The sequence below is a fragment of the Geodermatophilus sp. SYSU D00700 genome (genome assembly GCF_054050255.1).
Window position 1 is genome coordinate 279,954 of the sequence record NZ_JBJGZA010000002.1, and the last position, 24,585, is coordinate 304,538.

The 24,585-nt window shown below is 76.3% G+C and carries 21 protein-coding genes; 14 read left to right on the forward strand and 7 right to left on the reverse strand.

Features of this window, described 5'->3' with window-relative positions; genetic code table 11:
• Positions 1-194 precede the first annotated feature (194 nt).
• Genes ACI79V_RS03015 through ACI79V_RS03040 form a run of 6 tightly spaced genes read left to right on the forward strand, consistent with a single transcriptional unit; the run spans position 195 to position 3,888 of the window.
• Positions 195-1,307: a protein-glutamate methylesterase/protein-glutamine glutaminase gene (locus tag ACI79V_RS03015; protein ID WP_456886696.1), complete on the forward strand. Its 1,113-nt coding sequence runs from the start codon at positions 195-197 to the stop codon at positions 1,305-1,307.
• Positions 1,304-2,128, forward strand: coding sequence for a CheR family methyltransferase (locus tag ACI79V_RS03020; RefSeq protein WP_456886697.1), 825 nt, complete (start codon positions 1,304-1,306; stop codon positions 2,126-2,128). The genes ACI79V_RS03015 and ACI79V_RS03020 overlap by 4 nt, the downstream gene beginning before the upstream one ends.
• Positions 2,125-2,514 (forward strand): response regulator, encoded by a 390-nt coding sequence (locus ACI79V_RS03025; protein ID WP_456874871.1) that lies wholly within the window; start codon positions 2,125-2,127, stop codon positions 2,512-2,514. Before ACI79V_RS03020 ends, ACI79V_RS03025 begins: the two co-directional genes overlap by 4 nt.
• Entirely contained in the window at positions 2,511-3,038 is a 528-nt protein-coding gene (locus ACI79V_RS03030; RefSeq protein WP_456886699.1) for a chemotaxis protein CheX, read from the forward strand. Before ACI79V_RS03025 ends, ACI79V_RS03030 begins: the two co-directional genes overlap by 4 nt.
• Complete coding sequence (locus ACI79V_RS03035) at positions 3,035-3,397, forward strand: response regulator (protein ID WP_456886701.1); 363 nt, start codon at positions 3,035-3,037, stop codon at positions 3,395-3,397. Before ACI79V_RS03030 ends, ACI79V_RS03035 begins: the two co-directional genes overlap by 4 nt.
• Positions 3,394-3,888 (forward strand): hypothetical protein, encoded by a 495-nt coding sequence (locus ACI79V_RS03040; RefSeq protein ID WP_456886703.1) that lies wholly within the window; start codon positions 3,394-3,396, stop codon positions 3,886-3,888. Before ACI79V_RS03035 ends, ACI79V_RS03040 begins: the two co-directional genes overlap by 4 nt.
• A gap of 48 nt (positions 3,889-3,936) precedes the next feature.
• On the opposite strand, the gene ACI79V_RS03045 is transcribed toward ACI79V_RS03040, so the two are convergent.
• Both ACI79V_RS03045 and ACI79V_RS03050 read right to left on the reverse strand, forming a co-directional pair.
• A complete protein-coding gene (locus ACI79V_RS03045) occupies positions 3,937-4,395 on the reverse strand; it encodes an ATP-binding protein (protein ID WP_456886706.1) in 459 nt (152 codons plus the stop codon).
• 118 nt (positions 4,396-4,513) lie between these two features.
• The gene (locus tag ACI79V_RS03050; RefSeq protein WP_456886708.1) at positions 4,514-6,190 is read right to left on the reverse strand and encodes a SpoIIE family protein phosphatase; all 1,677 of its coding nucleotides are present in this window, start codon (positions 6,188-6,190) and stop codon (positions 4,514-4,516) included.
• 176 nt (positions 6,191-6,366) lie between these two features.
• On the opposite strand from ACI79V_RS03050, the gene ACI79V_RS03055 reads away from it, so the two are divergent.
• Complete coding sequence (locus tag ACI79V_RS03055) at positions 6,367-8,157, forward strand: SpoIIE family protein phosphatase (protein ID WP_456886710.1); 1,791 nt, start codon at positions 6,367-6,369, stop codon at positions 8,155-8,157.
• Here ACI79V_RS03055 and ACI79V_RS03060 read toward each other — a convergent pair.
• Together ACI79V_RS03060 and ACI79V_RS03065 are read right to left on the reverse strand one after the other, a co-directional pair.
• Positions 8,154-9,068, reverse strand: a complete 915-nt coding sequence (locus ACI79V_RS03060; protein WP_456886712.1) for an alpha/beta fold hydrolase — start codon at positions 9,066-9,068, stop codon at positions 8,154-8,156. The two genes, ACI79V_RS03055 and ACI79V_RS03060, sit on opposite strands and share 4 nt — an antisense overlap.
• Before the next feature lie 17 nt (positions 9,069-9,085).
• Positions 9,086-9,853: a ZIP family metal transporter gene (locus ACI79V_RS03065; RefSeq protein ID WP_456886714.1), complete on the reverse strand. Its 768-nt coding sequence runs from the start codon at positions 9,851-9,853 to the stop codon at positions 9,086-9,088.
• 146 nt (positions 9,854-9,999) lie between these two features.
• Here ACI79V_RS03065 and ACI79V_RS03070 point away from each other — a divergent pair, with 146 nt between their 5' ends.
• Both ACI79V_RS03070 and ACI79V_RS03075 read left to right on the forward strand, forming a co-directional pair.
• A complete protein-coding gene (locus ACI79V_RS03070; RefSeq protein ID WP_456886715.1) occupies positions 10,000-11,016 on the forward strand; it encodes a zinc-dependent alcohol dehydrogenase in 1,017 nt (338 codons plus the stop codon).
• A gap of 189 nt (positions 11,017-11,205) precedes the next feature.
• Positions 11,206-12,018 (forward strand): alpha/beta fold hydrolase, encoded by an 813-nt coding sequence (locus ACI79V_RS03075; RefSeq protein WP_456886717.1) that lies wholly within the window; start codon positions 11,206-11,208, stop codon positions 12,016-12,018.
• A gap of 82 nt (positions 12,019-12,100) precedes the next feature.
• Here ACI79V_RS03075 and ACI79V_RS03080 read toward each other — a convergent pair whose 3' ends face one another.
• A complete protein-coding gene (locus tag ACI79V_RS03080) occupies positions 12,101-13,288 on the reverse strand; it encodes an AAA family ATPase (RefSeq protein WP_456874860.1) in 1,188 nt (395 codons plus the stop codon).
• Between the two features lie 196 nt (positions 13,289-13,484).
• Between ACI79V_RS03080 and ACI79V_RS03085 the strand changes: the two genes are divergently transcribed.
• From ACI79V_RS03085 to ppk2, 4 genes are all read left to right on the forward strand, one after another.
• Positions 13,485-13,853 (forward strand): phage holin family protein, encoded by a 369-nt coding sequence (locus ACI79V_RS03085; RefSeq protein WP_456874859.1) that lies wholly within the window; start codon positions 13,485-13,487, stop codon positions 13,851-13,853.
• A 70-nt stretch (positions 13,854-13,923) separates the two neighbouring features.
• On the forward strand, positions 13,924-18,831 hold the full coding sequence (locus ACI79V_RS03090; RefSeq protein ID WP_456886719.1) for an NAD-glutamate dehydrogenase: 4,908 nt from the start codon (positions 13,924-13,926) through the stop codon (positions 18,829-18,831).
• 183 nt (positions 18,832-19,014) lie between these two features.
• A complete protein-coding gene (locus ACI79V_RS03095) occupies positions 19,015-19,767 on the forward strand; it encodes a lysophospholipid acyltransferase family protein (protein WP_456886721.1) in 753 nt (250 codons plus the stop codon).
• A 21-nt stretch (positions 19,768-19,788) separates the two neighbouring features.
• On the forward strand, positions 19,789-20,814 hold the full coding sequence (ppk2, locus tag ACI79V_RS03100; RefSeq protein WP_456886723.1) for a polyphosphate kinase 2: 1,026 nt from the start codon (positions 19,789-19,791) through the stop codon (positions 20,812-20,814).
• 60 nt (positions 20,815-20,874) lie between these two features.
• Here ppk2 and ACI79V_RS03105 read toward each other — a convergent pair whose 3' ends face one another.
• Positions 20,875-22,314 (reverse strand): amidase, encoded by a 1,440-nt coding sequence (locus ACI79V_RS03105; protein WP_456886725.1) that lies wholly within the window; start codon positions 22,312-22,314, stop codon positions 20,875-20,877.
• Between the two features lie 52 nt (positions 22,315-22,366).
• On the opposite strand from ACI79V_RS03105, the gene ACI79V_RS03110 reads away from it, so the two are divergent.
• Positions 22,367-24,067 (forward strand): DEAD/DEAH box helicase, encoded by a 1,701-nt coding sequence (locus ACI79V_RS03110; RefSeq protein WP_456886727.1) that lies wholly within the window; start codon positions 22,367-22,369, stop codon positions 24,065-24,067.
• 15 nt (positions 24,068-24,082) lie between these two features.
• On the opposite strand, the gene ACI79V_RS03115 is transcribed toward ACI79V_RS03110, so the two are convergent.
• A complete protein-coding gene (locus ACI79V_RS03115; RefSeq protein ID WP_456886728.1) occupies positions 24,083-24,532 on the reverse strand; it encodes an iron chaperone in 450 nt (149 codons plus the stop codon).
• Positions 24,533-24,585 lie beyond the last annotated feature (53 nt).

The following is a 24,585-nucleotide window of genomic DNA, read 5'->3' on the forward strand; positions in this document are numbered from 1 at the left end:
GCGCCCGCGGCGGTCACCGGCCGGTGCCGTAACGGTTGGGCGCTCCGCGTCAACCCGGCGGCTGGGGCGGCCGAGAACTCCTGTGACAGGCGATGCGGGTGGGGCTGCCCGGGGCCGATCCCACCGGCCCGCCCCGCTGCCGAGACCCCCGACGCACGGCCGACCGGCCGGGCGCCGCCGGAGCAGGAGGACGTGTGGACCCGATCCGGGTGCTGGTGGTCGACGACTCGGTCGTCGTCCGCAAGATCGTGACCGACGTGCTGTCCTCCGATCCCGCGATCGAGGTCGTCGGGACGGCGGTCAACGGCAGGCTCGCCCTGGGCAAGGTCGACCAGCTGCGGCCCGACCTCGTCACGATGGACATCGAGATGCCGGAGATGAACGGCATCGAGGCGGTCCGGGCCCTGCGCGCCCAGCGCAACCGCGTGCCGATCGTCATGTTCAGCACGCTCACCGAGCGCGGCGCCGCGGCCACCCTCGACGCGCTGTCGGCCGGGGCCAACGACTACGTCACCAAGCCGGCCAACGTCGGCAGCGTCGCGGCGTCGATGGAGAGCGTGCGCGAGCAGCTCATCCCGCGGATCAAGGCCCTCACCGGGCGCCCGGCCGGTCCCGCCACCGCCCGTCCCGCCGCCGCGCCGCCCGCCCCGCGCACGGCGGCGCCCCGCACGGTTCCCCACAAGGCCCCGGCCGTGCTCGTGATCGGCTCCTCCACCGGCGGGCCCGAGGCCCTGGCCAGGGTGCTGCCGGTGCTGCCGGCGAGCCTGCCGGTGCCGGTCCTGCTCGTGCAGCACATGCCGCCGGTCTTCACCCGGCAGTTCGCCCAGCGCCTGGACCGGCTCTCGGCCCTGCGCGTCGTCGAGGCCGTCGACGGCTCGCCGCTGCTCCCGGGCACCGTGCACCTGGCCCCCGGCGACCACCACCTCACCGTGCGCGGCAGCGGCCGCGGCGCGACGACGACCCTGACGCAGGGCCCGCCGGAGAACTTCTGCCGTCCCGCCGTCGACCCGCTGTTCCGCTCCGCGGTGACCGCCTACGACGGCGCCGTCCTGTCCGTGGTGCTCACCGGCATGGGCGCCGACGGTCGCGCCGGCGCGGCGGCCGTCCGCGACGCCGGCGGCACCGTCGTCGTCCAGGACCAGGCCACCTCGGTCGTCTGGGGCATGCCCGGCGCCGTCGCCGCCGCCGGCCTGGCCGACGAGGTCCTGTCCCTCGACCGCATCGCCGAGGCCATCACCCGCCACCTGTCCCGCGCCGTCCCGCCGCGTCCGGCACCTCCGACCCTCGCGACGGGAGCCCTGCGATGACCCTCACCGCCACCCGCTTCGACTGGGTCCGCCAGCTGGTGCACCGGGAGAGCGCGATCGTGCTCGCCCCGGGCAAGGAGTACCTGGTCGAGGCCCGGCTCCTGCCGCTGGCCCGCAAGATGGGGCTGGCCGACGTCGACCAGCTGGTCGACACCGTCCGCAGCCGCCCGCGGCCGGACGACACCCGCCTGATCGTCGAGGCGCTCACCACCAACGAGACCTCGTGGTTCCGCGACGGCGACCCGTTCACCGCGCTGACCTCCACCGTGCTGCCGGCCCTGCAGGCCGCCCGCGGCCCGGCGGAGCGGCTGCAGATCTGGTCGGCGGCCTGCTCCAGCGGCCAGGAGCCCTACACGATCGCCATGCTGCTCGACGACGCGCTGCCCGACGCCGTGACGCGGGTGTCGATCACCGCCACCGACATCTCCCGCGAGATGGTCGAGCGCACCCGCACCGGCCGGTTCAGCCAGCTCGAGGTCAACCGCGGCCTGCCCGCCCCGATGCTGGTCCGCCACCTCCGGCGGGCGGGCAGCGAGTGGGAGGTCGCGCCGGACCTGCGCCGCATGGTCACCGCCCGCGAGTGCAACCTGGCCGCGCCGCTGCCGCGGATGGGCCCGTTCGACGTCGTGTACCTGCGCAACGTCCTCATCTACTTCGACCTGCCCACCAAGCAGGCGATCCTCCGCCGGGTGCGCGAGCTCATGCGCCCGGACGGCTGGCTGCTCCTCGGTGCCGCCGAGACCACCCTCGGCGTCGACGACTCCTGGAGCCGCGTCGTCCTCGGCCGGACCTCCGCCTACCGCCCGCTGAAGGGGGCATGACCGTGCGCGCTCTGGTGATCGACGACTCCCGCGCCATGCGGCGCATCGTGACCGGCATCCTCGAGGGGTTCGGCTACGAGACCCGCCAGGCCGAGCACGGGCAGCAGGCGCTCGACGTCCTGCACGAGGGCTGGGCGCCCGACCTGTGCACCGTCGACTGGAACATGCCGCTGATGGACGGCCTGCAGTTCGTCAACGCCGTCCGCGCCAACCCGGCCTGGCGCGCGGTGACCCTGATGATGGTCACCTCCGAGAGCGAGCACGGCCAGATCGTGCGCGCGCTGGCCGCCGGCGCCCACGAGTACGTCATCAAGCCGTTCACCGCCGATGCCATCCGCGACAAGCTCGCGTTGCTCGGCCTGCTCCCGCAGGAGGTCTCGCTGTGAACCGACCGGGCGACACCGGGCTGCGCCGCCGCGCCACCGACCGGCCGCCGGCCGTCGGCGACCTGCTCGACGAGGCGACGCTCCAGCAGATCACCGAGCAGGCGTGGCTGGCCCTCGTCGGCGAGGACGAGGTGCTCGTCCCGCTGCCGGCGCCGCTGCCGGCCGCGACGCGCAGCTCCTGGGTCGAGATCGTCGGCCCGTGGACCGGCGCCGTCGTGCTGACCTGCGGCCACGACACCGCCGCCGAGCTCACCGCCGCCCTGCTCGGCGCGCACGCCCCGCCGGTGCTCGAGGACGAGGACGTCGACGACGCCCTCGGCGAGCTCGCGAACGTGGTGGGCGGCAACGTCAAGGCCGTCCTCCCCGGACCGTCCGTCCTCGGCCTGCCCGAGGTCGGCGCCACCCCACCCGCCGGCTGCGAAGCCGACACCCGCCGCGTCGCCGTCCTGTGGCGCGGTCAGCCGCTGACCGTCTCCGTGCAGTCCCCGCTGCACACCGAGCGAGAGAACGAGGTGCCCCTGTGAAGATCCTGGTCGCCGACGACAGCCGCGTGATGCGGCAGATCGTCATCCGCACCCTGCGTCAGGCCGGCTACGACGACCACGAGGTGGTCGAGGCCGAGGACGGCCGCGACGCCTACGACAAGGTCCGCTCGGAGAACCCCGACCTGGTCCTGTCGGACTGGAACATGCCGAACATGACCGGCCTGGAGTGCCTGCAGGCGCTGCGTTCCTCCGGCTCGGCGGTGCCCTTCGGGTTCGTCACCTCCGAGGGGTCGGCGGAGATGCGGGAGAAGGCCGCCGACGCGGGCGCCCTGTTCCTCATCGCCAAGCCCTTCACCGAGGAGTCCTTCCGCGAGAACCTCGACGGGGTGCTGGCGTGACCGCCGCCCTGACCGTCTCGCTGCCCGACGCCAAGGCCGTCAAGGACATCCTGTCGGGCCTGGTCGGCAAGCCGGTGGGCGTGACGCCGGGCGACCCGGTCACGCCCACCGCGACCGACCCGGTCTCGGTGGCGGTCTACGTCAGCCCGACGATGGCCGTCAACGCCCTGTGCGTCATGGACCTGCCGCTGTCGGCCTGGACCGGCGGTGCGCTGGCCCTGCTGCCGCCCGGCGGCGTCCAGGACGCCGTCGAGGAGGACGGCGAGCTCACCTCGATGCTCGCCGAGGCGCTGCACGAGGTCGTCAACGTCGTCTCGGCGCTGTTCAACGTGCCCGGCGCCCCGCACTCGAAGCTCTACCGGCTGTACGTGCCGGGGGAGGACCTGCCCGGCGACGTCGCCGGGATGCTGGCCGCCTTCAACCGCCTCGACCTCGCCGTCGAGGTGCCGGGCTACGGGAAGGGCCGGCTCTCGCTGGTCGTCCCCTCGTGAGGACTGCCCCGGGGCGGCGCGACGATCGACACGCCGCCCCGGGCGCACTCAGGCGGAGTTGACCGCGCACTCCTCGACCGTCGTCGGCAGGCACGCCCAGACGTGCTTGGAACCGTCGTCGACGTACCAGCCGTGCGCCACGGACAGGCGGGCCACCAGGTAGAGGCCCAGGCCGCCCTGGGAGGGGTCCCGGCCGACCGCGGGCGAGGGCATCGTGTCCGCGTCCCGGTCGCTCACGTCGAGCAGCCAGCCACCGGTGCCCGCGACCACCGTCGCGACCACCGGCGACCGGCCGTGCCGCAGCGCGTTGGAGGCCAGCTCGTCGAAGGCCAGCACCAGCCGGTCCGACGCCGGGTCGTCGGGGTCGCGGGGGAAGCCGAGGGAGCCGAGGTGCTCGCGGAGTCCCGCGCGCGCCGCCGGGAGCTCGGCGATGTCACCGAGGTCGAAGCGCCACAGCTCGCCGCGCCCGTCGGGCAGGGGCCGCAACGGCCACGTCAGTCGGCCCATGTCCTCTCTCCGTCGTGGTCCCGTTCTCGGACGGTCCCGGGGTGCCCAGCCCACCGGCGGGTCAATCGTGTCCGGCCCCGCCGGGTGAGGCGGATCTCGCGCCCGGTGACGGCCGCGGTCAGGGCCGGGGAGGGGCGACGGTCAGCGCGACCAGGGCGACGTCGTCCTGCGGGGTGCCCTGCAGCAGCCGCGCCAGCAGCTCGTCGCACAGCATCGCCAGCGGCCGTCCGGCCAGCTCCGCGAGCGCCCGGTGCAGCCGCGCGGTGCCCTCGTCGAGGGTGCTCGCGCGCCGCTCCACCAGACCGTCGGTGTGCAGCAGCACCGTCGACCCCGGGGCCAGCGGGACCACCGCCTCGCGGCGTTCCGCGGTCGCGTCGACCCCGAGCAGCAGGTCGGCCTCGTCGTGGGCCAGCGCCTCGACGCCGCCGTCGGGGCGCAGCAGCACCGGCGGCGGGTGACCGGCGTTGGCCCACCGCAGCCGGGTGCCGCCGGCCTCCAGCCGCGCGACGGCGGCCGTGGCCAGCGTCCCGGCGTGCATGGTGGACATCGCCTCGTCCAGGCCGCGCAGCACCTCGGCCGGCCCGCCCCGGCTGGAGTGCGCGATGCCGCGGACCAGGCCGCGCAGCTGTCCCATCGCGGCCGCGGCCGCGGTGTCGTGCCCGACCACGTCGCCGATGACCACCACCGCGTCGCCGTCGGGGTGCCGGAAGGCGTCGTACCAGTCCCCGCCCACCCGGGCCGCCTCGGCGGCCGGCACGTAGCGCACCTCCACCTCGACGCCGGGGAAGGCAGGGGGCGCGGTGAGCAGGCTGCGCTGCAGCGCCTCGGCGAGCTGGATCTGGCGGCTCTGCCGGCCGACCCGGTCGATGGCGCGGCCGGCCTGCACCGCGACGGCCCGGGCGGTGGCGAGGTCCTCGGGGGAGACCTCCCGGCCGGGGTCGAGGTAGAGCGACAGGACGCCGACGGTCCGCGACTCGGCCGGCAGCGGCAGCACCAGCACCGACTGCGCGCGCAGGTCCCGCAGCATCTCCCGCGTCCGGTCGTCGGACATGAGCGCCAGGACGTCGGTCACCGGGGCCGCCACCGGCGCGCCCGTCCGCAGCGCCCGCCCGACCGGTGAGGACGGCGGGAGGGTGTCCAGCCGCACCATCGCGTAGCGGGCGAGCAGGTCGCGGCGCTGCGGGTCGGCGTGCCACGAGCCGACGTCGCGGGTGCGGCCCTCGCGGTCGACCACGGTGACGACGCAGCCGTCGGTGAGCACCGGCACGACGAGCCGGGCCAGCCGGCCGAGCGCGGACACGCCGTCGAGCGCCCCGGACAGCTCCGCGGCGACCCGCACGAGCAACGTCGCGCGCGCCGCGGCCCGGTCGGCGCGCTCCTGCACCGTCCGGCGGCGGGAGACGTCGGAGACGGTGAGCGCCAGCCCCTCGGCCGCCCGCGCGGCGCGGACCTCGTACCACCCGCCGCCGGCCAGCACGGTCACGGGCTCGCCGGAGTCGGCGGCCTCGGCACCCGCGGAGGCCAGCGCCGGACCCGCCGTGCCGGGCACCTCGGCCAGGACCTCGCCGAGCAGGTCGGACTGCAGGTGCCCGAGCAGCCGCTCGGCGGCGGCGTTGAGCCAGGTCAGCCGGCCCCCGGGGTCCAGCGCGAGGACGGCGGCCGGCAGCCGGTCGACCAGCGCGGCCAGCGCCGCCGGGTCACCGAGCGGGGGAGTGCGGCGCGGGAGCGGCACGGTGGGCTGGGGACCGGGTGGCAGGCCGCGTACCGGCCCCGGCCCGGTGAGCGGATCGGCCATCGTCCTCGGTCCTCCCGGCACCGTCGGGGCGAGGCTGGCTCCCGCGGACACCACCGTGATCGTGACGCCTGCGGGCCCGGCTGCCAACCGCCCGGCGCGCCGTGCCCTCACCTGAACGGGGCGGTCCGGTACCGGAGGTGCGGCCCACCGGGACGGATGCGGCAGCATGTGTCCCCGTGACCCCGGACGGCCTGGCCCCGCCGCCGAGCGACCTGCTGGTGCAGGCCGTCGAGGGCATGCAGCGGCCGCTGTTCGTGCTCGACGAGGGGTGGCGCTTCGCCTACGTCAACCCCGCGGGCGCGGCGGTCCTCCGCCGGACCGTCGCCGGCCTGACCGGGAGGGGCATCTGGGAGGAGTTCCCCGAGGCCGTCGGCGGCCCGTTCGAGGAGCTGTACCGCCGCGTGCGGGGCACCGGCGGGGCGGGGTCCACCGAGGCCTTCTTCGCGCCGCTGGACGCGTGGTTCCGCGCCGAGGCCTTCCTCACCGGGGCCGGGCTGGTGGTCACCTACGACGACGTCACGGTGCACCGGCGGGCCGACGAGGAGCGCGCGGCGGCGATCGCGGCCCGGGAGCAGGCCGCCGCCTCCGCCGCCGCGGCCGCCGAGCGGGCCGAGACCGCCGCCCGGCACCTGGTCCTCCTGGGCGACATCAGCCAGGCCATGACCGCCACCACCGACGTCGACGAGGCGGTGGCCCGGCTCGCCGCGCTCGTCGTCCCGCTGCTGGCCGACTGGTGCCTGGTCAGCGTCGTCGACCCCGACGGCACCCGCCGCGACGTCGGCCGCGCGCACAGCGACCCCGCGATGGTCCCGGCGATGCACCGGTACGCCGACCTGCGGGTGCGCAGCAACCGGCCCACCGCGCCGGTCCCGACCGCGCTGGCCCAGGGCCGGCCGGTGGTGCTGACCCGGGTCACCGACGACGACGTGCGGGCGATGGTGGCCGACGAGGAGAGCCGCGCCGCCCTCTCGCCGCTGCGGGTCGCCGCCGTCGCCACCTTCCCGCTGGTCGCCCGCGGCGAGACGTTCGGCGCGTTCACGCTGGTCAACGGCCCCGAACGCGGGCCGCACACCGACGCCGAGCTGCGCACCGCCGAGATCGCCTCCCGCCGCGCGGCGCTGGCCCTCGACAACGCCCGCCTGGCCAGCGCCGCCCAGCAGGTGGCCGAGCGGATGCAGCACAGCCTGCTCTCACCGCCGGTGCAGCCCGACCACCTCGAGCTCGCCGTCCGCTACCGGCCGGCCACCCGCGGGGTGTCCATCGGCGGCGACTGGTACGACGCGTTCCTCCAGCCCGACGGCGACACGGTGCTCGTCATCGGGGACGTCATGGGCCACGACATCGAGGCCGCCGCGGCCATGGGCCAGGTCAAGACGCTGGTCCGCGGCATCGCCTTCGACCGGCTGGAGGAGCCGGCCGGGGTGCTGCGCCGGGTCGACCACGCCCTCGTCGGTCTCGCCGTCCCGGCGATGGCCACCGCGCTGGTCTGCCGGGTCGAGCAGGACGAGGTCGAGCGGGTGACGGGGGAGCGCCGGCTGCGGTGGTCCTCGGCCGGGCACCCCGACCCGATGCTGCTGCTGCCCGACGGCACGGTGCGCGACCTCAGTGCCCCGGTGGGCCCGCCGCTGGGCATCGGCTGGCGGGGTCCACGGGCCGACGGCGAGGCCGTCGTCCCCGAGGGCGCCACGCTGCTGCTGTTCACCGACGGGCTGTTCGAGCGCCGCGGGACCCCGCTCGACGAGGGCCGCGACGCCGTGCGCACGCTGCTGGCCGCCTCCGCCGGCAAGGCGCTGTCCGCACTCTGCGACGACCTGCTGTCGAGCATGCTCGGCGAGGGCGTCGAGGACGACGTCGCGGTGCTCGCCGTGCGGGCCCACCCGGTGCGGGGCGAGCGGCCGGCCGAGGCCGGTCCCGAGGTGCTGCCCCCGGTGGTCGGCCGTCCGGCCCGAGGTCGCCCGGCTCGCTAGGTGCGGGCGGCCGCGGTGCGGGCCGCCTCGGCGACGGCGGCCACGCCCTGCTCGGACCACAGGATCGAGTAGTGGTCGGTGTCGGGCACCTCGCGGGCGGTGATGCCCGAGGGCTCCAGGCCCAGGCCGGCCAGCCGGACCTCGTCGTAGAGCCCCGGCCGCTGGCCGAGCAGCCCGCGGGTGGCCCACAGCAGCGTCGCCGGCACCGGCAGCGAGGCACTGGCCTCCAGCACCCGCTCGTTGAGCAGCACGTCGCCGCCGTCGACCCGCACGGCCTCGGGCACGCACGCGCTGCGCAGCGGCACCGCGCCGGGCACGAGGTCGCGGGCGAGGTAGGCGGCCACCGCGGGGACGTCGACCCACGGGCCGACGGCGGGGTGCTGCGCCCAGAACGCCCGGACCGCGGCCAGGTCGGGGAACGACGTGCCCAGCCGGTCGAGGGAGGGGCCGAGGAGGGCGGCGAGCTTGGCCTCGACGTCGGCCCCCGGCGGCTCGGGCAGGGCCAGGCCGCCGTCGACGAGCACCAGCCCGTGCACCCGGTCGCGGGCCGTCCCGGCGGCGGCCAGCGCCGCGACGAAGGCGCCCATCGAGTGGCCGACCAGCACGGTGGCGTCGGCGCCGGCCTCGGCGTCGGCGCCGAACCGGTCCAGCAGGGTGGCGACGTCGTCGGCGTGCCGATCGAGGCCGTAGGGGCCGGGCAGGTCCGCCGAGGCGGCGCGGCCGCGCAGGTCGGGTGCCAGCACCTCGAACTCCCCGGCCAGCGCCGCGGCGACCGGCGCCCAGGCCATCGCGTTGGCGGTGATGCCGTGGACGAGCACGGCGATGGGGGAGCCGGGCGCGTCGGCGGCCCAGTGCAGGGCCGCGAGCTCCCCGCCGTCGACGGGGACGCTGATCTGCACGGGCTCGGTCATGCCGCCACCCTGCCCGCTCACGCGCTCAGCCGCTCGATCGCGAACGCCACGAGGAACCCGACGCTGGTGACGACGCCGGTCCAGGTGCCGGTCCGCTCGAACGCCTCGGGGATCATCGTGTCGGCGACCATCGTGAGGATCGCGCCCGCGGCGACGGCGGTGATGACCGCGACCACCTCGGGTGACGCGTCGCCGAGGGCCAGGTAGCCGACCAGGGCCGCGACGCCGCTGGCGACCGCGATGCCGCCCCACACCCCGAAGACGTAGCCCGCCCGGCGCCCGCTGGCCTTCATGCCCGCAGCGCTGGACAGCCCCTCGGGCACGTTCGAGATGAACACCGCGGCCAGCACCGACGGGCTCACCGAGCCGCCGCCGAGCAGGCCCAGGCCCAGGACCACCGACTCCGGGACGCCGTCGAGCAGCGCCCCGACGGCGATCGCCGCGCCGCTGCCGGCCTGTTCCTCCTCCGAGGGCTGCTGCTGGGACCCCTCGCCGCCGGACCGCTTGCGGTGCCGCGCCCCGCGGCGGGCCAGCAGGGCGTTGGCGCCCACGTAGGCGAACGCGCCGCCGAGGAACCCGAGCGCGGTCGGGCCCAGCCCGCCGGTGTCGGCGGCCTCGGCCACGAGGTCGAAGGCGACGGCGGAGACCAGCACGCCCGAGCCGAACGCCATGACCGACGCGATGACCGTCCGGGGCACCCGCACGAACCAGGCGACCGCGGCGCCCAGGACGAGGGCGGCGCCGCCCAGCAGACCCCACAGACCCGCCTCGACAGCTCCCGGCACGGGGCGGTCCCTGCCCGCTCCCCGCCCCGCCAACCGTCGACGGAGGCCGGTCGTCACCGGCACAGTCGGCGTGCCCGTGACCGTTCCCGCCGCCGAGGAGGCCACCGTGCCCGTCACCCACACCGCGCTGACCGTCCCGGCCTGACGTGCGCGCTCTCGTCTCCACCGGGCCCGGCCGCCTCGGCTGGGAGGAGGTCCCCGACCCGGAGGTCGCGCCGCACGGCGCCCTCGTCCGGCCGCTGGCGGTCGCCCGCTGCGACCTCGACGCCCCCATGGCCGCGCTCGGCCTCTTCCCCGGCCCCGTCCCGGTGGGCCACGAGCTGGTCGCCGATGTCGTCGAGGTGGGCGCCGACGTCGCGCTGCGCCCCGGTGCCCGGGTCAGCGTCCCGTTCCAGGTCTCGTGCGGCGGCTGCGGGCCGTGCCGGGCGGGGCGCACCGTGGCCTGCACCACCTACCGGGCCCCGGCGGGTGCCGCGTACGGGTTCGGCGTCCGGGGCGGGGGTCACGGCGGCGCGGTGGCCGAACTGCTCGCCGTCCCGCACGCCGACCACGCGCTCGTGGCCGCGCCGCCGGCCCTGTCCGACGTGGCGCTGGCGACCCTGCCGGACAACGCCGTCGACGCCTGGCGCGCGGTCGGGCCACAGCTGCGCGAGCGCCCGGGCGCCGAGGTGCTCGTCCTGGCCGGCGCGATCCCCTCCATCGGGCTCTACGCCGTCGCGCTGGCCCGTGCCCTCGGTGCCGGGGGCGTGCGCTACGTCGACGACGACGAGCAGCGGTGCGCGGCCGCGACGTCGCTGGGTGCCGAGGTGACCCGGCGCGAGGGCGGCTGGCCGCGCCGGTACGACCGGGCCGACGTCGTCGTCGACGGGTCCGCCGACCCCGCCGGGCTGGCCTGCGCGGTGCGCTCGACGGAGGACCAGGGGCTGCTCACCGTGGTCGGCATCCTCTTCGGCGAGGCCGCCCTGCCGCTGCTGGAGATGTACACCCGCGGGATCACCGTGCACCTGTCCCGCGCGGACTCCCGCCGGCACCTGCCCGAGGTGCTCGGGCTCGCCGCGTCGGGCGCCTTCGACCCGCTCGCCGTCCCCACCACCACGGTGCCCTTCGACGCCGCCGCCGAGGTCTGGCTGCAGCCCGCGACCAAGCTCGTCCTCGCGCGCTGACGCCCGCCCGCGGCGCGGTGTGTGCACGGATCGTCGTCCCCGGGCCACCGCGGCCGCGTCGTGTGCACGGGACGCGGTCACGAGCCGGTCCCTGTCCCGCCGGACACCGGCTCACGGCCGGACCGGTTCCCCCGCCGGCGGCCACGGCCCTACCGTGGTCCCGCACGGGGGCCGACCTCCGGAGGAGCCGTGCCCGGGACGACGCAGACGCTCCGCCACCGCACCGTCCTCCTCCCCGGGGCACTGCGGCTGGACGCCGTGGAGCAGGGGGACCCGGCCGGTCCGGCGGTCGTCCTGGTCCACGGCTGGCCGGACTCGTGGTTCTCCTGGAGCCGCGTGCTCCCGCACCTGGACCCGCGGCTGCGCGCCGTCGCCTACAGCCAGCGCGGGTTCGGGGACTCCGACCACCCGGCGACCGGCTACGACCTCGACCGGTTCGCCGACGACGTGGTGGCCCTCTGCGACGTGCTCGGCGTGCGCCGGGCCCACCTCGTGGGCCACTCCTTCGGCACCTTCGTGGTCCGCCGCGTGGCCCAGGAGCACCCCGACCGCGTCGACCGGATGGTGCTCGTCGGCTCGGCCGACCGCATGGGCGACCGGCTCGTCCGGGAGGTGCGGTCGGCGATCGCCGACCTCCGCGACCCGGTCCCGGTGGAGTTCGCCCGGGAGTTCCAGTCCGGCACGGTCCACCGCCCCCTCCCGCCGGACTTCTTCGACGCGATCGTCGCCGAGAGCCGCAAGGCGCCGGCGCACGTCTTCCGGGACGTCTGGGAGGGGCTGGCGCGCTCCCACGACCGCGACCGGCTCGGCGACGTGACCGCGCCCACGCTGGTGCTCTGGGGCCAGGCGGACGCGTTGTTCGACCGGGGTCAGGAGGACCGGCTCCTCGCCGCTCTCCCGGACGCGCGCCTTCGGGTCTACCCGGACACCGGGCACTGCCCGAACTGGGAGCGTCCCGAGGAGGTCGCCGCGGACGTCAACGCCTTCCTCCTGCCCGGGTGATCCCGGGCGCCCAGGCATGGGAAGCGAAACGCACGTCCCACGTCCGGGAACGGGTGTAGAGCTTCCGATGCCTGGCTGGTCATCAGTCGGGGTGGCGCAGCAGGTAGCGGCCGAAGTGCGGCACGGTGAAGGCGATCTGGCCGCGCTCGGCGGAGTACACCAGCCCCTTCTTGATCAGCGAGTCGCGCGCGGGGGACAGCGACGCGGGCTTGCGGCCCAGCGCCGCGGCCACCTCCGACGTCGCGACCGGGGCGCCGGCCGGGCCGCCGAGCTCGGCCATGGCGTGCATGTACTCGCGCTCGGCCGGGGTGGCGCGGTCGTAGCGGGAGCCGAAGAAGCCCACCGCGAGCTCCGCCTCGGCCACCGGCGCGGCCATCGCGACGTCGGCCGCGGTGATCGGGGAGGCGGCCGCGACGTCCCAGGTGACCTTGCCGTAGGCCTGCACGAAGTACGGGTAGCCGTCCGCGGCCTCGTACAGGGCGTCGAGGGCGGCCTGCTCGTACTCGACGTCCTCGCGCTCGGCGGGGGCCAGCAGCGCGCGGTCGGCGGCGGGCCGGTCGAGGCGGTCGATGCGCAGGTAGCGGAACAGCCGCTCGGAGTAGCTCTTCGAGGCCGACAGCACCGCCGGCAGGTGGGGCAGGCCCGCGCCGACGACGATCAGCGGCGCGCCCTGCTGGGACAGCTCGTGGCAGGCGGCGCAGATGGCCGAGACGTCGGGGGCCTGCACGTCCTGCATCTCGTCCACGAACAGCGCGATGCCCTTCCCGACGTCGGCGGCCAGCCCCGCGGCGTCGCTGAGCAGCTCGACCAGGTCGATCTCCATGTCGCCGGAGTCGGCCCGGCCGGTGGTCGCCGCGACGTCGATGCCCGGCTGCCAGCGGTCGCGGAGCTTCCCGTCGGCCGGCGCCAGCCGCTGGGCGAACGCCTTGAGCGTCCCGAGGACGGCGTCCATCGACTCCTGGTCGGGGTGGCGCAGCTCGCGCAGGGCCATGTGCAGCGCCGAGGACACCGGCCGGCGCAGCGACTGGTCGGGCCGGGCCTCGATCTTGCCGGTGCCCCACCCGCGGCCGATCGCCGCCGAGCGCAGCTGGTTGAGCAGCACGGTCTTGCCCACGCCGCGCAGCCCGGTGAGCACCAGCGAGCGCTCCGGCCGGCCCCGCGCGATCCGCTCCAGGACGACGTCGAAGGCCGACAGCTCGTCGTCACGGCCGGCCAGCTCCGGCGGGCGCTGGCCGGCGCCCGGAGCGTAGGGGTTCCGCACGGGGTCCACGTCGAGCACCGTATGACCCCGTCTAGCCCTCGCGGTAGAGATCAGTAGAACCTCCTACGCCGTGTCGCCACCCGGGCACGTCCGCGGAAGCGCCCGGGATCGACCGGCGTCTAGGGCTCTCTGGCGCCGACCCGAGACGGGCCTAGAGGCGGCGAGAGCGCGGGGGCTCCCAGGGAGCGCCGTTAGCGTGGCCGCCGTGATCAGGTTCGCGCTCAAGGTCGTCGTGATGGCCCTGGCCTTCTACGCCCTCACCCGGCTGCTGCCCGGCATCGACGTGGAGGGCAACGAGGAGGGCACGTTCGGCGTCAGCGGCACCTTCCTGTGGGTGGCGCTGCTCTTCGCGGTGGTCAACGCCGTCGTCGGGCCGCTGCTGCGGTTGGTGTCCTTCCCCGCGATCGTGCTGAGCCTGGGGCTGTTCCTGCTCCTCGTGAACGCGGCGCTGCTGGGGCTCACCGCGGCGCTGTCCGACCGGCTGTCGGTCGACGGTTTCGGCACCGCGGTCCTCGGCGGCCTGGTCCTCGCCCTCGCCGGGTGGGCGGCCGACCAGGTCCTCGACCGCGGCTGATCCCGGACGGCACGCCGATCGGGTGGCCTCCCCCTGACGTGGGCCCCCGGCCGCAGTAGTTTCGCTGTACATGAGCACCATCGGCGTGGACACCGTCGTCCCCGGCCGACCGGAGGACGAGGTCCCGCCCGGACTGGTCGCCCTCGAGGCGGCCAACGACCGCAAACGGGCGCTGCTGGCCGAGGCCGCCGCCGTCGCCGCGGACGGCCTCGACGACGGTCCCGGACTGCCCACCGGCTGCGGCCGGACCGACCTGCCGGCGCTGCTGCAGCGCTACTACTGGAGCGAGCCGGCCGCCGAGGTGCTGGGTCACGCCCCGGCCGACCTCGCCGCGCTGGCGCTGCGCCACCTGCGGATCGCCGCCATCCGCGCGCAGGGCGCGGCCACCGTCGTCGTCGAGCGGCTCGACGACGGGCGGGGGCTGCTGCTCACCGTCACCGACGACATGCCCTTCCTCGTCGACTCCGTCACCGCCGAGGTGGTCCGCCAGGGCGTCGGGCTCCAGCACGTGGTCCACCCCGTGGTCGTGGTCCGCCGCGACGTCTCCGGCGGGCTGCGCGCGTTCTGCAACAGCGGCGGCACCGACGTCGCCGCGTGCGGGCCGGACGCCCTCGCCGAGTCCTGGATGGCCGTCGTCCTCGACGGGCCGCTCGACGACGAGGCCGCCGACGACCTGGTCGCCGGGCTGCGCACGGTGCTGGCCGACGTCCGCGCCGTCGACGAGGACGCGCCCCGCATCGCCGCCCGCGCGCTGGAGCTGGCCACCCGGCTCGAGGAGATCGGCTCGCTGGACACCGCCGACCCCGCCGACGACCCCGCGGAGGTCGCCGCGCTGCTGCGCTGGCTGGCCGACGGCAACCTCGTGCTGCTCGGCGCCCGCGAGGTGGAGGTCGGGACGACGGCGCGCGCGGTCCCCGGCAGCGGCCTGGGGGTGCTGCGCAGCGACAGCGGCGCGGCGCTGCCCGAGGCCGCCGGGCCGCTGGGGCCCACGCTGGTCACCGTCACCAAGGCCGACATCCGCTCGACGGTGCACCGGCGGGCCTGGCTCGACCTGGTCGCGGTCACACTGCCGGGCCAGGACGGCGGCCCGGCCCGCCAGCACCGCCTGGTCGGGCTGTTCCCCACCACGGCCGCCGCCACCGGCGTGCGCGACGTGCCGCTGGTGCGCCGCCGGGTGGACGAGGTGGTCGAGGGCTCCGGGGTGCCGGCCGACAGCCACACCGGCAAGGAGCTCGTCGGCGTGCTGGAGACCCTCCCGCGTGACGAGCTGTTCCAGGCCGCCGCCGGGGAGCTGCTGCCGGTGGCGATGGCCGTCCTCCACCTGCAGGAGCGCCGCCGGACCCGGCTGTTCCTGCGCCGCGACCCCTACGACCGGTTCTGGTCGGCGCTGGTCTACGTGCCGCGGGACCGCTACACGACCGAGGTCCGGCTGGCGATGCAGCAGGTCCTGCTGTCCCGGCTCGGCGGTCGCGAGATCGAGTTCACCGCCTACTCCACCGAGTCGGTGCTCACCCGGCTGCACTTCGTCGTCCGGGTGCCGGTCGGCCGCGGCGGCACGCCGGCGCTGCCCGGCGTCGACGCCGACGGGCTGCAGCGGGAGCTGGCGGCCGTCGCCCGCAGCTGGACCGACGACCTCGCCGACGCGCTCGCCGAGCGGTACGGCGCCGAGGCCGAGCAGGTACTGGCCCGGGTGGCCGACGCCTTCCCGGCCGCCTACCAGGACGACTTCCCGGCGACGACGGCCGTCGAGGACCTCGCCCGCCTCGACGCGCTCGCACCGGGCGAGCTGGGCCTGCGGCTGCGGCGCCCGCGTGGCGCCGACGCGGCCGAGCCGCGGCTGACCGTGTACCGGGTGGGGGAGCGGCTGCTGCTCTCCGACGTGCTGCCGGTGCTGCAGCACATGGGCGTCGACGTCATCGACGAGCGGCCCTACGAGATCGACCGGATCGGCGCCCGGCAGGCCTGGATCTACGACTTCGGCCTCACCGCGCCCGGCGGGGAGCTGCCCTTCCCCGGCTCGCTGCCCGAGCGGTTCACCGAGGCGGTGGCCGCGGTCTGGCGCGGGGACGCCGAGGACGACGGCCTGGGCGCGCTGGTGCTGCTGGCCGGGCTCAACTGGCGGCAGGTCACGGTCGTGCGCGCCTACGTGCAGTGGCTGCGCCAGGCCGGGCTGCCCTTCGGCATGTCCTACGTCGAGTCGGTGCTGGCCGGGCACCCCGACGTCGTCGCCCGGCTGGTGGCGCTGTTCGAGACGCGGTTCTCCCCCGAGCGGGAGTCCGGCCGCGCCGCCCGGCAGGAGGACCTCGCCGCGTCGCTGCGCGAGGCCATCGGCCGGGTCGAGTCGCTCGACGCCGACCGGGTGCTCACCAGCCTGCTGGCCGCCGTCCTCGCCACCCAGCGCACCACGTACTACACGGTGTCCGGCGCCACGCCCGCCCCACCGCTGGCGATCAAGCTCGACCCGCACGCGGTGCCCGACCTGCCCGAGCCGCGCCCGGCCCGCGAGGTGTTCGTCAGCTCGCCGCGGGTGATGGGCGTGCACCTGCGGTTCGGCGCGGTCGCCCGCGGCGGGCTGCGCTGGTCCGACCGCCGGGAGGACCTGCGCACCGAGGTGCTCGGCCTGGTCAAGGCGCAGATGGTGAAGAACACCGTCATCGTCCCGACCGGCGCCAAGGGCGGCTTCGTCGTCCGCAACCCGCCGCCGGAGGGCGCCTCCCGCGAGGAGGTGCTGGCCGAGGGCCAGGCCTGCTACCGGCTGTTCATCGGCGCGCTGCTGTCGCTCACCGACGACCTGGTCGGCGGCCGGGTGGTGCCCCCGCAGCGGGTGGTCCGGCACGACGGCGACGACGCCTACCTCGTCGTCGCCGCGGACAAGGGCACGGCCACGTTCTCCGACCTGGCCAACGCCGTCGCGATCGAGCGCGGGTTCTGGCTGGGCGACGCCTTCGCCTCCGGCGGCTCGGTGGGCTACGACCACAAGGCCATGGGCATCACCGCCCGCGGCGCGTGGGAGTCGGTCACCCGGCACTTCCGCGAGCTCGACGTCGACGTGCAGAGCCAGGACTTCACCGTCGTCGGCATCGGCGACATGTCCGGCGACGTGTTCGGCAACGGCATGCTGCTGTCCGAGCACATCCGGCTGGTGGCGGCCTTCGACCACCGGCACGTCTTCGTCGACCCGACCCCGGACGCCGCGACGTCGTTCGCCGAGCGACGGCGGCTGTTCGACCTGCCGCGCTCGTCGTGGGCCGACTACGACCCCGCGCTGATCAGCGCCGGGGGAGGGGTGTGGCCACGGACGGCGAAGGCGATCCCGGTGAGCGAGCCGATGCGCGCCGCGCTGGGCCTCGACGACGACGTCGACACGCTGACCCCGGTGGAGCTGGTGCGCGCGGTGCTGCTCGCCCCGGTGGACCTGCTGTTCAACGGCGGCATCGGCACCTACGTCAAGGCGGCCACCGAGAGCCACGTCGACGTCGGCGACAAGGCCAACGACACCGTCCGGGTCGACGGCGGGCAGCTGCGGGTGCGGGTGGTCGGTGAGGGCGGCAACCTCGGCCTCACCCAGCGGGGCCGGGTCGAGTACGCGCTGGCCGGCGGCCGCGTGAACACCGACGCCATCGACAACTCCGCGGGCGTGGACACCTCCGACCACGAGGTGAACATCAAGATCGCCCTGAACGGGGTGGTCGATGCCGGGCAGCTGGACGCCGAGGGCCGCGCGGCGCTGCTGGAGCAGATGAGCGACGAGGTCGCCGCCGCCGTCCTCACCGACAACCACGCGCAGAACGCCACCCTGGCCGAGGAGGTGACCGGGGCGCGCAGCCTGCTCGACGCGCACGAGCGGTTCATCCGGCACCTCGAGCGCTCGGGCCGGCTGGTGCGCGCGGTCGAGGCGCTGCCCGACGACCGGGCGCTGGCCCAGCGGCGCCGCGACGGGCACGCGCTGACCAGCCCGGAGCTGTCGGTGCTGCTGGCCTACGCCAAGCTCGAGGTCAACGACGCCGTCCTGGCCTCCGACCTGCCCGACGACCCCGCGCTCGCCCGGCTGCTGCGCGACTACTTCCCCGCGCCCCTGCGCGAGCGGTTCGCCGCGGCGGTCGACTCCCACCCGCTGCGCCGGGAGATCGTCGCGACGGCGCTGACCAACCGGGCGGTGAACACCGCCGGGGTGACCGGGCTGTTCCGGCTGGCCGAGGAGACCGGCCTGGACCTCGCCGCCGTCGTGCGGGCGCACGCGGTGGCCCGGGCGGTGTTCGACGTCGACCGGCTGTGGGACGCGGTCCGGCCGCTGGACAACCGGGTGCCCGCGCCGGTGCAGGTGGAGCTGCGGACGGAGGCGACCCGGCTGTCCGAGCGGGCCGCGCGCTGGCTGCTGCGGCTGCCCGAGCTGGCCGGCCGCCCGCCGACGGGGATCACCGCGGTGACCGAGCGGTTCGCCGCGCCGGTGGCCGCGGTGCGCGCCGGGCTGCCGGGCTGGCTGCTCGGCGACGAGGCGGCCGCCTACGCCGCGCGCGCCGAGCGGCTGCGGGCCGGGGGCGTGCCGGCGGACCTGGCCGGGGAGCTGGCCGCGGCGGCGCTGCTGCCCGCCGCGCTCGACCTGGCCGTCGTCGCCGAGCGCACCGGGGCGCCGATCGACCTGGTCGGCCGGGTGGCCCAGGAGCTGGCCGACCGGCTGTCGCTGGTGCCGCTGCGCGAGCTGGTCATCGCGCTGCCGCGGGACCGGCGCTGGCCGTCGATGGCCCGGGCCGCGCTGCGCGACGACCTCGCCGCCGAGCAGGCCGAGCTCGCCGTGGAGGTGCTGTCCGGGCGGGGGAGCGGCGACGCCCGGCAGCTCGTGTCCGACTGGGTCGCGGGCTGGGACACCCCGCAGCGCCGGGCGGCCGCGCAGCTCGCCGACATCGCCGCCGGCGACCGGCACGAGCTGCCCGAGCTGGTGGTCGCCGTCCGCACCCTGCGCGGCCTGCGCGGCCGCTGAGGGGCGCCTCTACCGAGCCGATCATCGGGTGCGTGCCGCTCGCACCGGCGTGTCCGCGCGCGTCGCGTGCACGCATCCGATGATCGACTCGGCGACGGCGGCCATCCGCGTCGGCGTCACCCGCAGGACACCTGAGCCCCCGACCCTGGGCGCCGGAACACCGGCCCACCCTGGGAGGCCCCGATGGACCCGTCCGCCCCGACCACCGCCCCGACCACCGCCGCGACCGCCGTCCGCCCGGCGCTGACGCCGGTGCTGGCCCGCACCGCCGTCCGCGCCGCCACCGCGACCTGGGGCGGTGACCGCCGCCGCCAGCGGCTGCTGGTCTGCACCGCCGCCGAGCTGCTCACCGCCCGGGGGCTGCGGGTGCGGGTCGTGTCCCCGGCCGTGGCCTGGCCGCGCGGCCCGCGCCTGGTCGTGGCCAACGCGGCCGGCTGGGTCGACGTGCTCGCCCTCGCCACCGCCGTCCCCGGCACGCCCGTGGTCGACGCCGCCCTCGTCGACACCCCGCTGCTGCGCTCGCTGGCCCGCCGCGGCGGACTGCTCGTCGACGACGGCAGCGGCGCGGTGCGGGGGGAGGTCGCCGAGCTGCTGCGCCGCGGCGCCACGGTGACCACGCACCCCGGCGGCGCGGCGGCCGACGGCGAGCCCGGCCGGTTCCGCGCCCGCGCGGTCGTCCCCGCCGTCGACGCGCAGGCCGTCGTCTGCCCGGTCGCCCTGCGGCACACCGACGGCGGCCGCGTCGTCGAGGTGCACCTGCTGCCCGCCCTGCAGCCCGGCGCCGACGCCCGGCCGCTGGCCGCGCTCGCCGAGTACGCGGTCGCCCACGTGCTGGAGGCCGGCGGGGCCACCCCCGCACCGCCCCCGCGCCCGGCGCCGTCCCGCCGGCGCAGGACTGTCCGCGCCCGCCCCGGGTACGACCGCGGACGTCCCTGACCCGACCGGGAGGAGGCTCCCGTGCAGCCCGACGCCCTCGTGGACCGCACCGAGACCGACCGCGACGACACCGGGGACGGCAGGCCCCCGGTCCGGGTGCCGGCCAAGGCCGAGGTCCTCGACCTGTCCAAGTGGCGGCTGAACTCCCTCCCGGACGAGGACAGCGACGAGGACTGGGACGACGACCGCGAGCTGTTCGGCCCCGACGGCCTGCGCGTCGAGACCTGGCGCGAGGGCTACCCGTACACCGAGCGGATGGAGCGCCGGGAGTACGAGGTCGAGAAGCGCCGGCTGCAGATCGAGCTGCTCAAGCTGCAGGGCTGGGTGAAGGACACCGGCCAGAAGCTGGTCATCGTCTTCGAGGGCCGCGACGCCGCCGGCAAGGGCGGCACGATCAAGCGGTTCACCGAGCACCTCAACCCCCGCGGCGCCCGCGTCGTCGCCCTGGACAAGCCGTCCGAGCGCGAGCAGAACCAGTGGTACTTCCAGCGCTACGTGCAGCACCTGCCCGCGTCGGGCGAGATCGTGCTGTTCGACCGCTCCTGGTACAACCGCGCAGGCGTCGAGCGGGTCATGGGCTACTGCACCGAGGAGCAGTACCAGCAGTTCCTCGTCCAGGCCCCCGAGCTCGAGCGGATGTTCGTCGACAGCGGCGTCCTGCTGTTCAAGCTGTGGTTCTCGGTCTCCCGCGGCGAGCAGCGCTCCCGGTTCATCGTGCGGCAGATCGACCCGGTGCGGCAGTGGAAGCTCTCACCGACCGACCTCGCCAGCCTCGACAAGTGGGACGCCTACACCGAGGCCAAGGAGGCGATGTTCCTGCACACCGACACCACGCACGCGCCGTGGACGGTGATCAAGAGCAACGACAAGAAGCGGGCGCGGCTCGAGGCGATGCGCCACGTGCTGGACCGCCTGGACTACGCGGACAAGGACGGCGACGTCGTCGGCGACCCCGACCCGCTCATCGTCGGCTCGGCCGCCGACGTGCTCGAGGAGTCCTCCGACACCCCGGTCGCCCCGCCGCTGCCCCGCTACGCGCGCCGCTGAGGGCGTCGATCGTGCCGTCTGCGGCTCTCTAGCGGGGAGCCTAGAGAGCCGCAGACGGCCTCAGAGGGGTGGACGGTGGCGGCCGAACCCGGTGGCCTGCTCGATCGCGTGGGCCGTCTCGAGCAGGCGCCGGTCGGCGCGCGGTGCGGCGACCAGCTGCAGGCCCACGGGCAGCCCGTCGTCGGTGAACCCGCCGGGCAGCGACAGCGCCGGGCAGCCGGTGGCCGACACCAGCGTGCAGGAGCGCATCCAGCCCAGGTAGTCGGCCTGCGGCACCCCGGCCACCTCCGCGGGGTACTCCTGCTCCACCGGGAACGGCAGCACCTGCGTCGTCGGCGCGAGCAGCAGGTCGTACTCACCGAAGAACCGCACGACCTCCTCGTGCAGCCGGGTGTGCGCCGCCTCCGCGCGCGCGACGTCGGCCCCGGTGAGCGCCGCCCCGACCGCCGCGTTGCCGCGGATGGCGGCCTTGACCCGCTCCGGCGAGCGGCGGACGAGCTCGCCGTAGGTGGCCTCGAACAGCCATCCCCGCAGGGTGCCGAACACCTCGTCGGCCTCCCGCAGGTCGGGGCAGGCCTCCTCCACGACGCCGCCCAGCGACTCGACCACCGGCAGCACCCCGCGCAGCACCGCGGGGATCGCCGGGTCGACCGGGACCAGGCCGCCGAGGTCGGGCGTCCACGCCACCCGCAGGCCGCGCAGGTCCTCCGGCAGCGGCGCGGCGAACCCGGCGGGCTCGTCGGACAGCGAGATCGGCACCCGCGGGTCCGGCCCGGCGATCGCCGAGAGGGTCAGGGCGACGTCGGCGACCGTACGGCCCATCGGCCCCTGCACCGACAGCGTCGACCAACCCAGCGCGGCCGGCCAGGTGGGCACCCGGCCGGGCGTGGGCCGCAGCCCGACGACGTTGCAGAACGCCGCCGGGTTGCGCAGCGAGCCGCCCATGTCGCTGCCCTCGGCCAGCGGCACCAGGCCGGCCGCCAGGGCCGCGGCCGCCCCGCCGCTGGAGCCGCCGGCCGACAGGCCGTGCCGGTACGGGTTGTGCGTCGCGCCGAAGAGGGTGTTGAAGGTGTGCGAGCCGGCCGCGAACTCCGGCACGTTGGTCTTGCCGACCCGGACCGCGCCCGCCCGCCGCAGCCGCTCGACCACCAGCTCGTCGCGCTCGGGCACCGTGTCGGCGTGCAGGGGCGAGCCCCAGGTGGTGCGCATCCCGCCGGTGGCGTGGGTGTCCTTGTGCGCCACGGGCAGCCCGTGCAGCGGGCCGACCTGCTCGCCGGCGGCCAGCGCGGCGTCGGCGGCGTCGGCGGCGGCCCGGGCGCCCTCGGCGTCGAGGGTGACGATCGCGTTGACCTGCGGGTCGACCCGCTCGATGCGGGCCAGGTGCGCCTCCAGCAGCTCGCGCGCCGACACCTCGCGCTTCCGCACGAGGGCGGCCAGCTCGGTGGCCGGGCGCAGGCAGAGGTCGTCGTCGCCGGCGGGTGCCGGGGTGTCGCGGGTCACCGGGGGAGGGTGCCACGTCGGTGGCGCGGGGGACATGGCCGACACTGGGCGGGTGGACGGCGAGACGACGCAGGTGGACGAACGCGACGAGACCAGCGCCTTCGCCGACCTCGGCCTGCGCCCGGAGCTGCTGGCGGCGCTGTCCCGGCTCGGCTACGAGGAGCCCACCCCGATCCAGCGCGAGGCCGTCCCGCCGATGGTCGAGGGCCGGGACCTGCTCGGCCAGGCCGCCACCGGCACCGGCAAGACGGCGGCCTACGCGCTGCCGGTGCTGCAGCGGCTGCCCGACGACCGCCCCGGCGGCGACCCGCTGGCGCTGGTGCTCGTGCCGACGCGTGAGCTGGCCATCCAGGTGTCCGAGGCGCTGCACCGCTACGGCCGCGACCTCGGCGCCCGGGTCGTGCCGGTCTACGGTGGCCAGCCGATCCCGCGCCAGCTGCGCGCGCTGCAGGCCGGGGTGGACGTCGTCGTCGCCACCCCGGGGCGGGCGCTGGACCTGCTGCAGCGCGGCAGCCTGCACCTGGGTGGCGTGGCCACGGTGGTGCTCGACGAGGCCGACGAGATGCTCGACATGGGCTTCGCCGAGGACCTCGAGGCGCTGCTCGAGGAGGTGCCCGAGGAGCGCCAGACGGTGCTGTTCAGCGCCACCATGCCGCGCCGGCTCGACAGCATGGCCCGCCGGCACCTGCGCGACCCGCTGCGCATCCAGGTGGCCCGCGAGGTGCCCAGCGAAGGGGAGGCGCCGCGGGTCCGGCAGACGGCGTTCGTCGTCGCCCGGGCGGCCAAGCCCGCGGCGCTGGGCCGGGTGCTCGACGTGGAGAGCCCGACGGCGGCGATCGTCTTCTGCCGCACCCGCGACGAGGTCGACGACCTCACCGAGACGCTCAACGGCCGCGGCTACCGCGCCGAGGCGCTGCACGGCGGCATGAGCCAGGAGCAGCGCGACCGTGTCATGGGCCGGCTGCGCGGCGGCACCGCCGAGCTGCTGGTCGCCACCGACGTCGCCGCCCGCGGCCTCGACGTCGAGCAGCTCACCCACGTGGTCAACTACGACGTCCCCGCCTCGCCGGAGACCTACGTGCACCGCATCGGCCGGGTCGGCCGCGCCGGCCGTGAGGGCGTGGCCATCACGCTGGTCGAGCCGCGGGCGCACCGGATGCTCAAGACCATCGAGCGGGTCGCCGGGTCCCGGATCGAGGTCCAGCGGGTGCCCACCGTCGCCGACCTGCGCGCCCGCCGGCTCGAGCTCACCCGCGCCGCGCTGCGCGAGAGCCTGCTCGGCGACGACCTCGAGCGCTTCCGCGCCGTCGTCGAGACGCTCACCGACGAGTTCGACGTCGTGGAGGTGGCGCTGGCCGCGGTCAAGCTGGCGCACGAGGCCACCGGCGGGCCCGACGACGAGGAGGAGATCCCCGAGGTCGCCCTCCGGCCCGAGCGGCCGCGCCGGGACGGCGACCGGGGCGACCGCGGGCAGGGGCGCCCGCCGCGCTCCCGGTCGGGCCCCGGCGGGGACACCGAGCGGCTGTTCATCGGCGCCGGCCGCAGCGCCGGCGTCCGCCCCGGCGACCTGGTCGGCGCGATCGCCGGGGAGACCGGGCTGCGCGGCCGCGACGTCGGGGCCATCGAGATCGCCGAGCGGTTCAGCCTGGTCGAGGTGCCCACCGCAGCCGCGGAGGAGGTCATCGCCGCGCTGCGGGCCAGCAGCGTCAAGGGCCGGAAGGTCACCGTCCGCCGCGACAAGCAGCGCGACTGAGGGGCCCGGTCCGGGTCAGGAGGTGGCGGCCCGGACCAGGGCGACGACCCGCTCCTCCACCTCCGGGCTCCAGGCCCGCAGCGCGAACGACGTCGGCCACAGGTCGCCGTCGTCGAGCGTCGCGGTGTCGTTGAAACCGAGGGTGGCGTACCGGGCCTTGAACTTGGCCGCGTCCTGGAAGAAGACGACGACCTTGCCGTCGGCGTCCGCGTAGGCCGGCATGCCGTACCAGGTCCTGGGTGCCAGCTGTGGGGCAGTCGTGGTGACCACGACGTGCACCCGCTCGGCGAGCGCACGGTCCTCGGGTGCCATGGCCGCGATCGCGTCCAGGGCGGCCTGCAGCCCGTCGGCCCGCTTGACGCCCTTCCTGCCCTCGGCCCGCAGCTCGGCGGCGCGCTGCCTCATCGCGGCGCGCTCCTCGGCGGTGAAGCCGGTGGCCTCCTGCTCGACGTCCTTCGTGGGCATCGCTGCCTCCCTCTCGCTCCAGGGCCCGGCGTGGTGCCGGCCTCGGGGAGGAC

Excerpts from the sequence above, each read along its gene's own strand:
- ACI79V_RS03020 (WP_456886697.1), top strand. The coding sequence starts at position 1,304 with ATGACCCTCACCGCCACCCGCTTCGACTGGGTCCGCCAGCTGGTGCAC.
- ACI79V_RS03025 (WP_456874871.1), top strand. The coding sequence starts at position 2,125 with ATGACCGTGCGCGCTCTGGTGATCGACGACTCCCGCGCCATGCGGCGC.
- ACI79V_RS03045 (WP_456886706.1), bottom strand. The coding sequence starts at position 4,395 with ATGGGCCGACTGACGTGGCCGTTGCGGCCCCTGCCCGACGGGCGCGGC.
- ACI79V_RS03050 (WP_456886708.1), bottom strand. The coding sequence starts at position 6,190 with ATGGCCGATCCGCTCACCGGGCCGGGGCCGGTACGCGGCCTGCCACCC.
- ACI79V_RS03060 (WP_456886712.1), bottom strand. The coding sequence starts at position 9,068 with ATGACCGAGCCCGTGCAGATCAGCGTCCCCGTCGACGGCGGGGAGCTC.
- ACI79V_RS03090 (WP_456886719.1), top strand. The coding sequence starts at position 13,924 with ATGAGCACCATCGGCGTGGACACCGTCGTCCCCGGCCGACCGGAGGAC.
- ACI79V_RS03095 (WP_456886721.1), top strand. The coding sequence starts at position 19,015 with ATGGACCCGTCCGCCCCGACCACCGCCCCGACCACCGCCGCGACCGCC.
- ACI79V_RS03115 (WP_456886728.1), bottom strand. The coding sequence starts at position 24,532 with ATGCCCACGAAGGACGTCGAGCAGGAGGCCACCGGCTTCACCGCCGAG.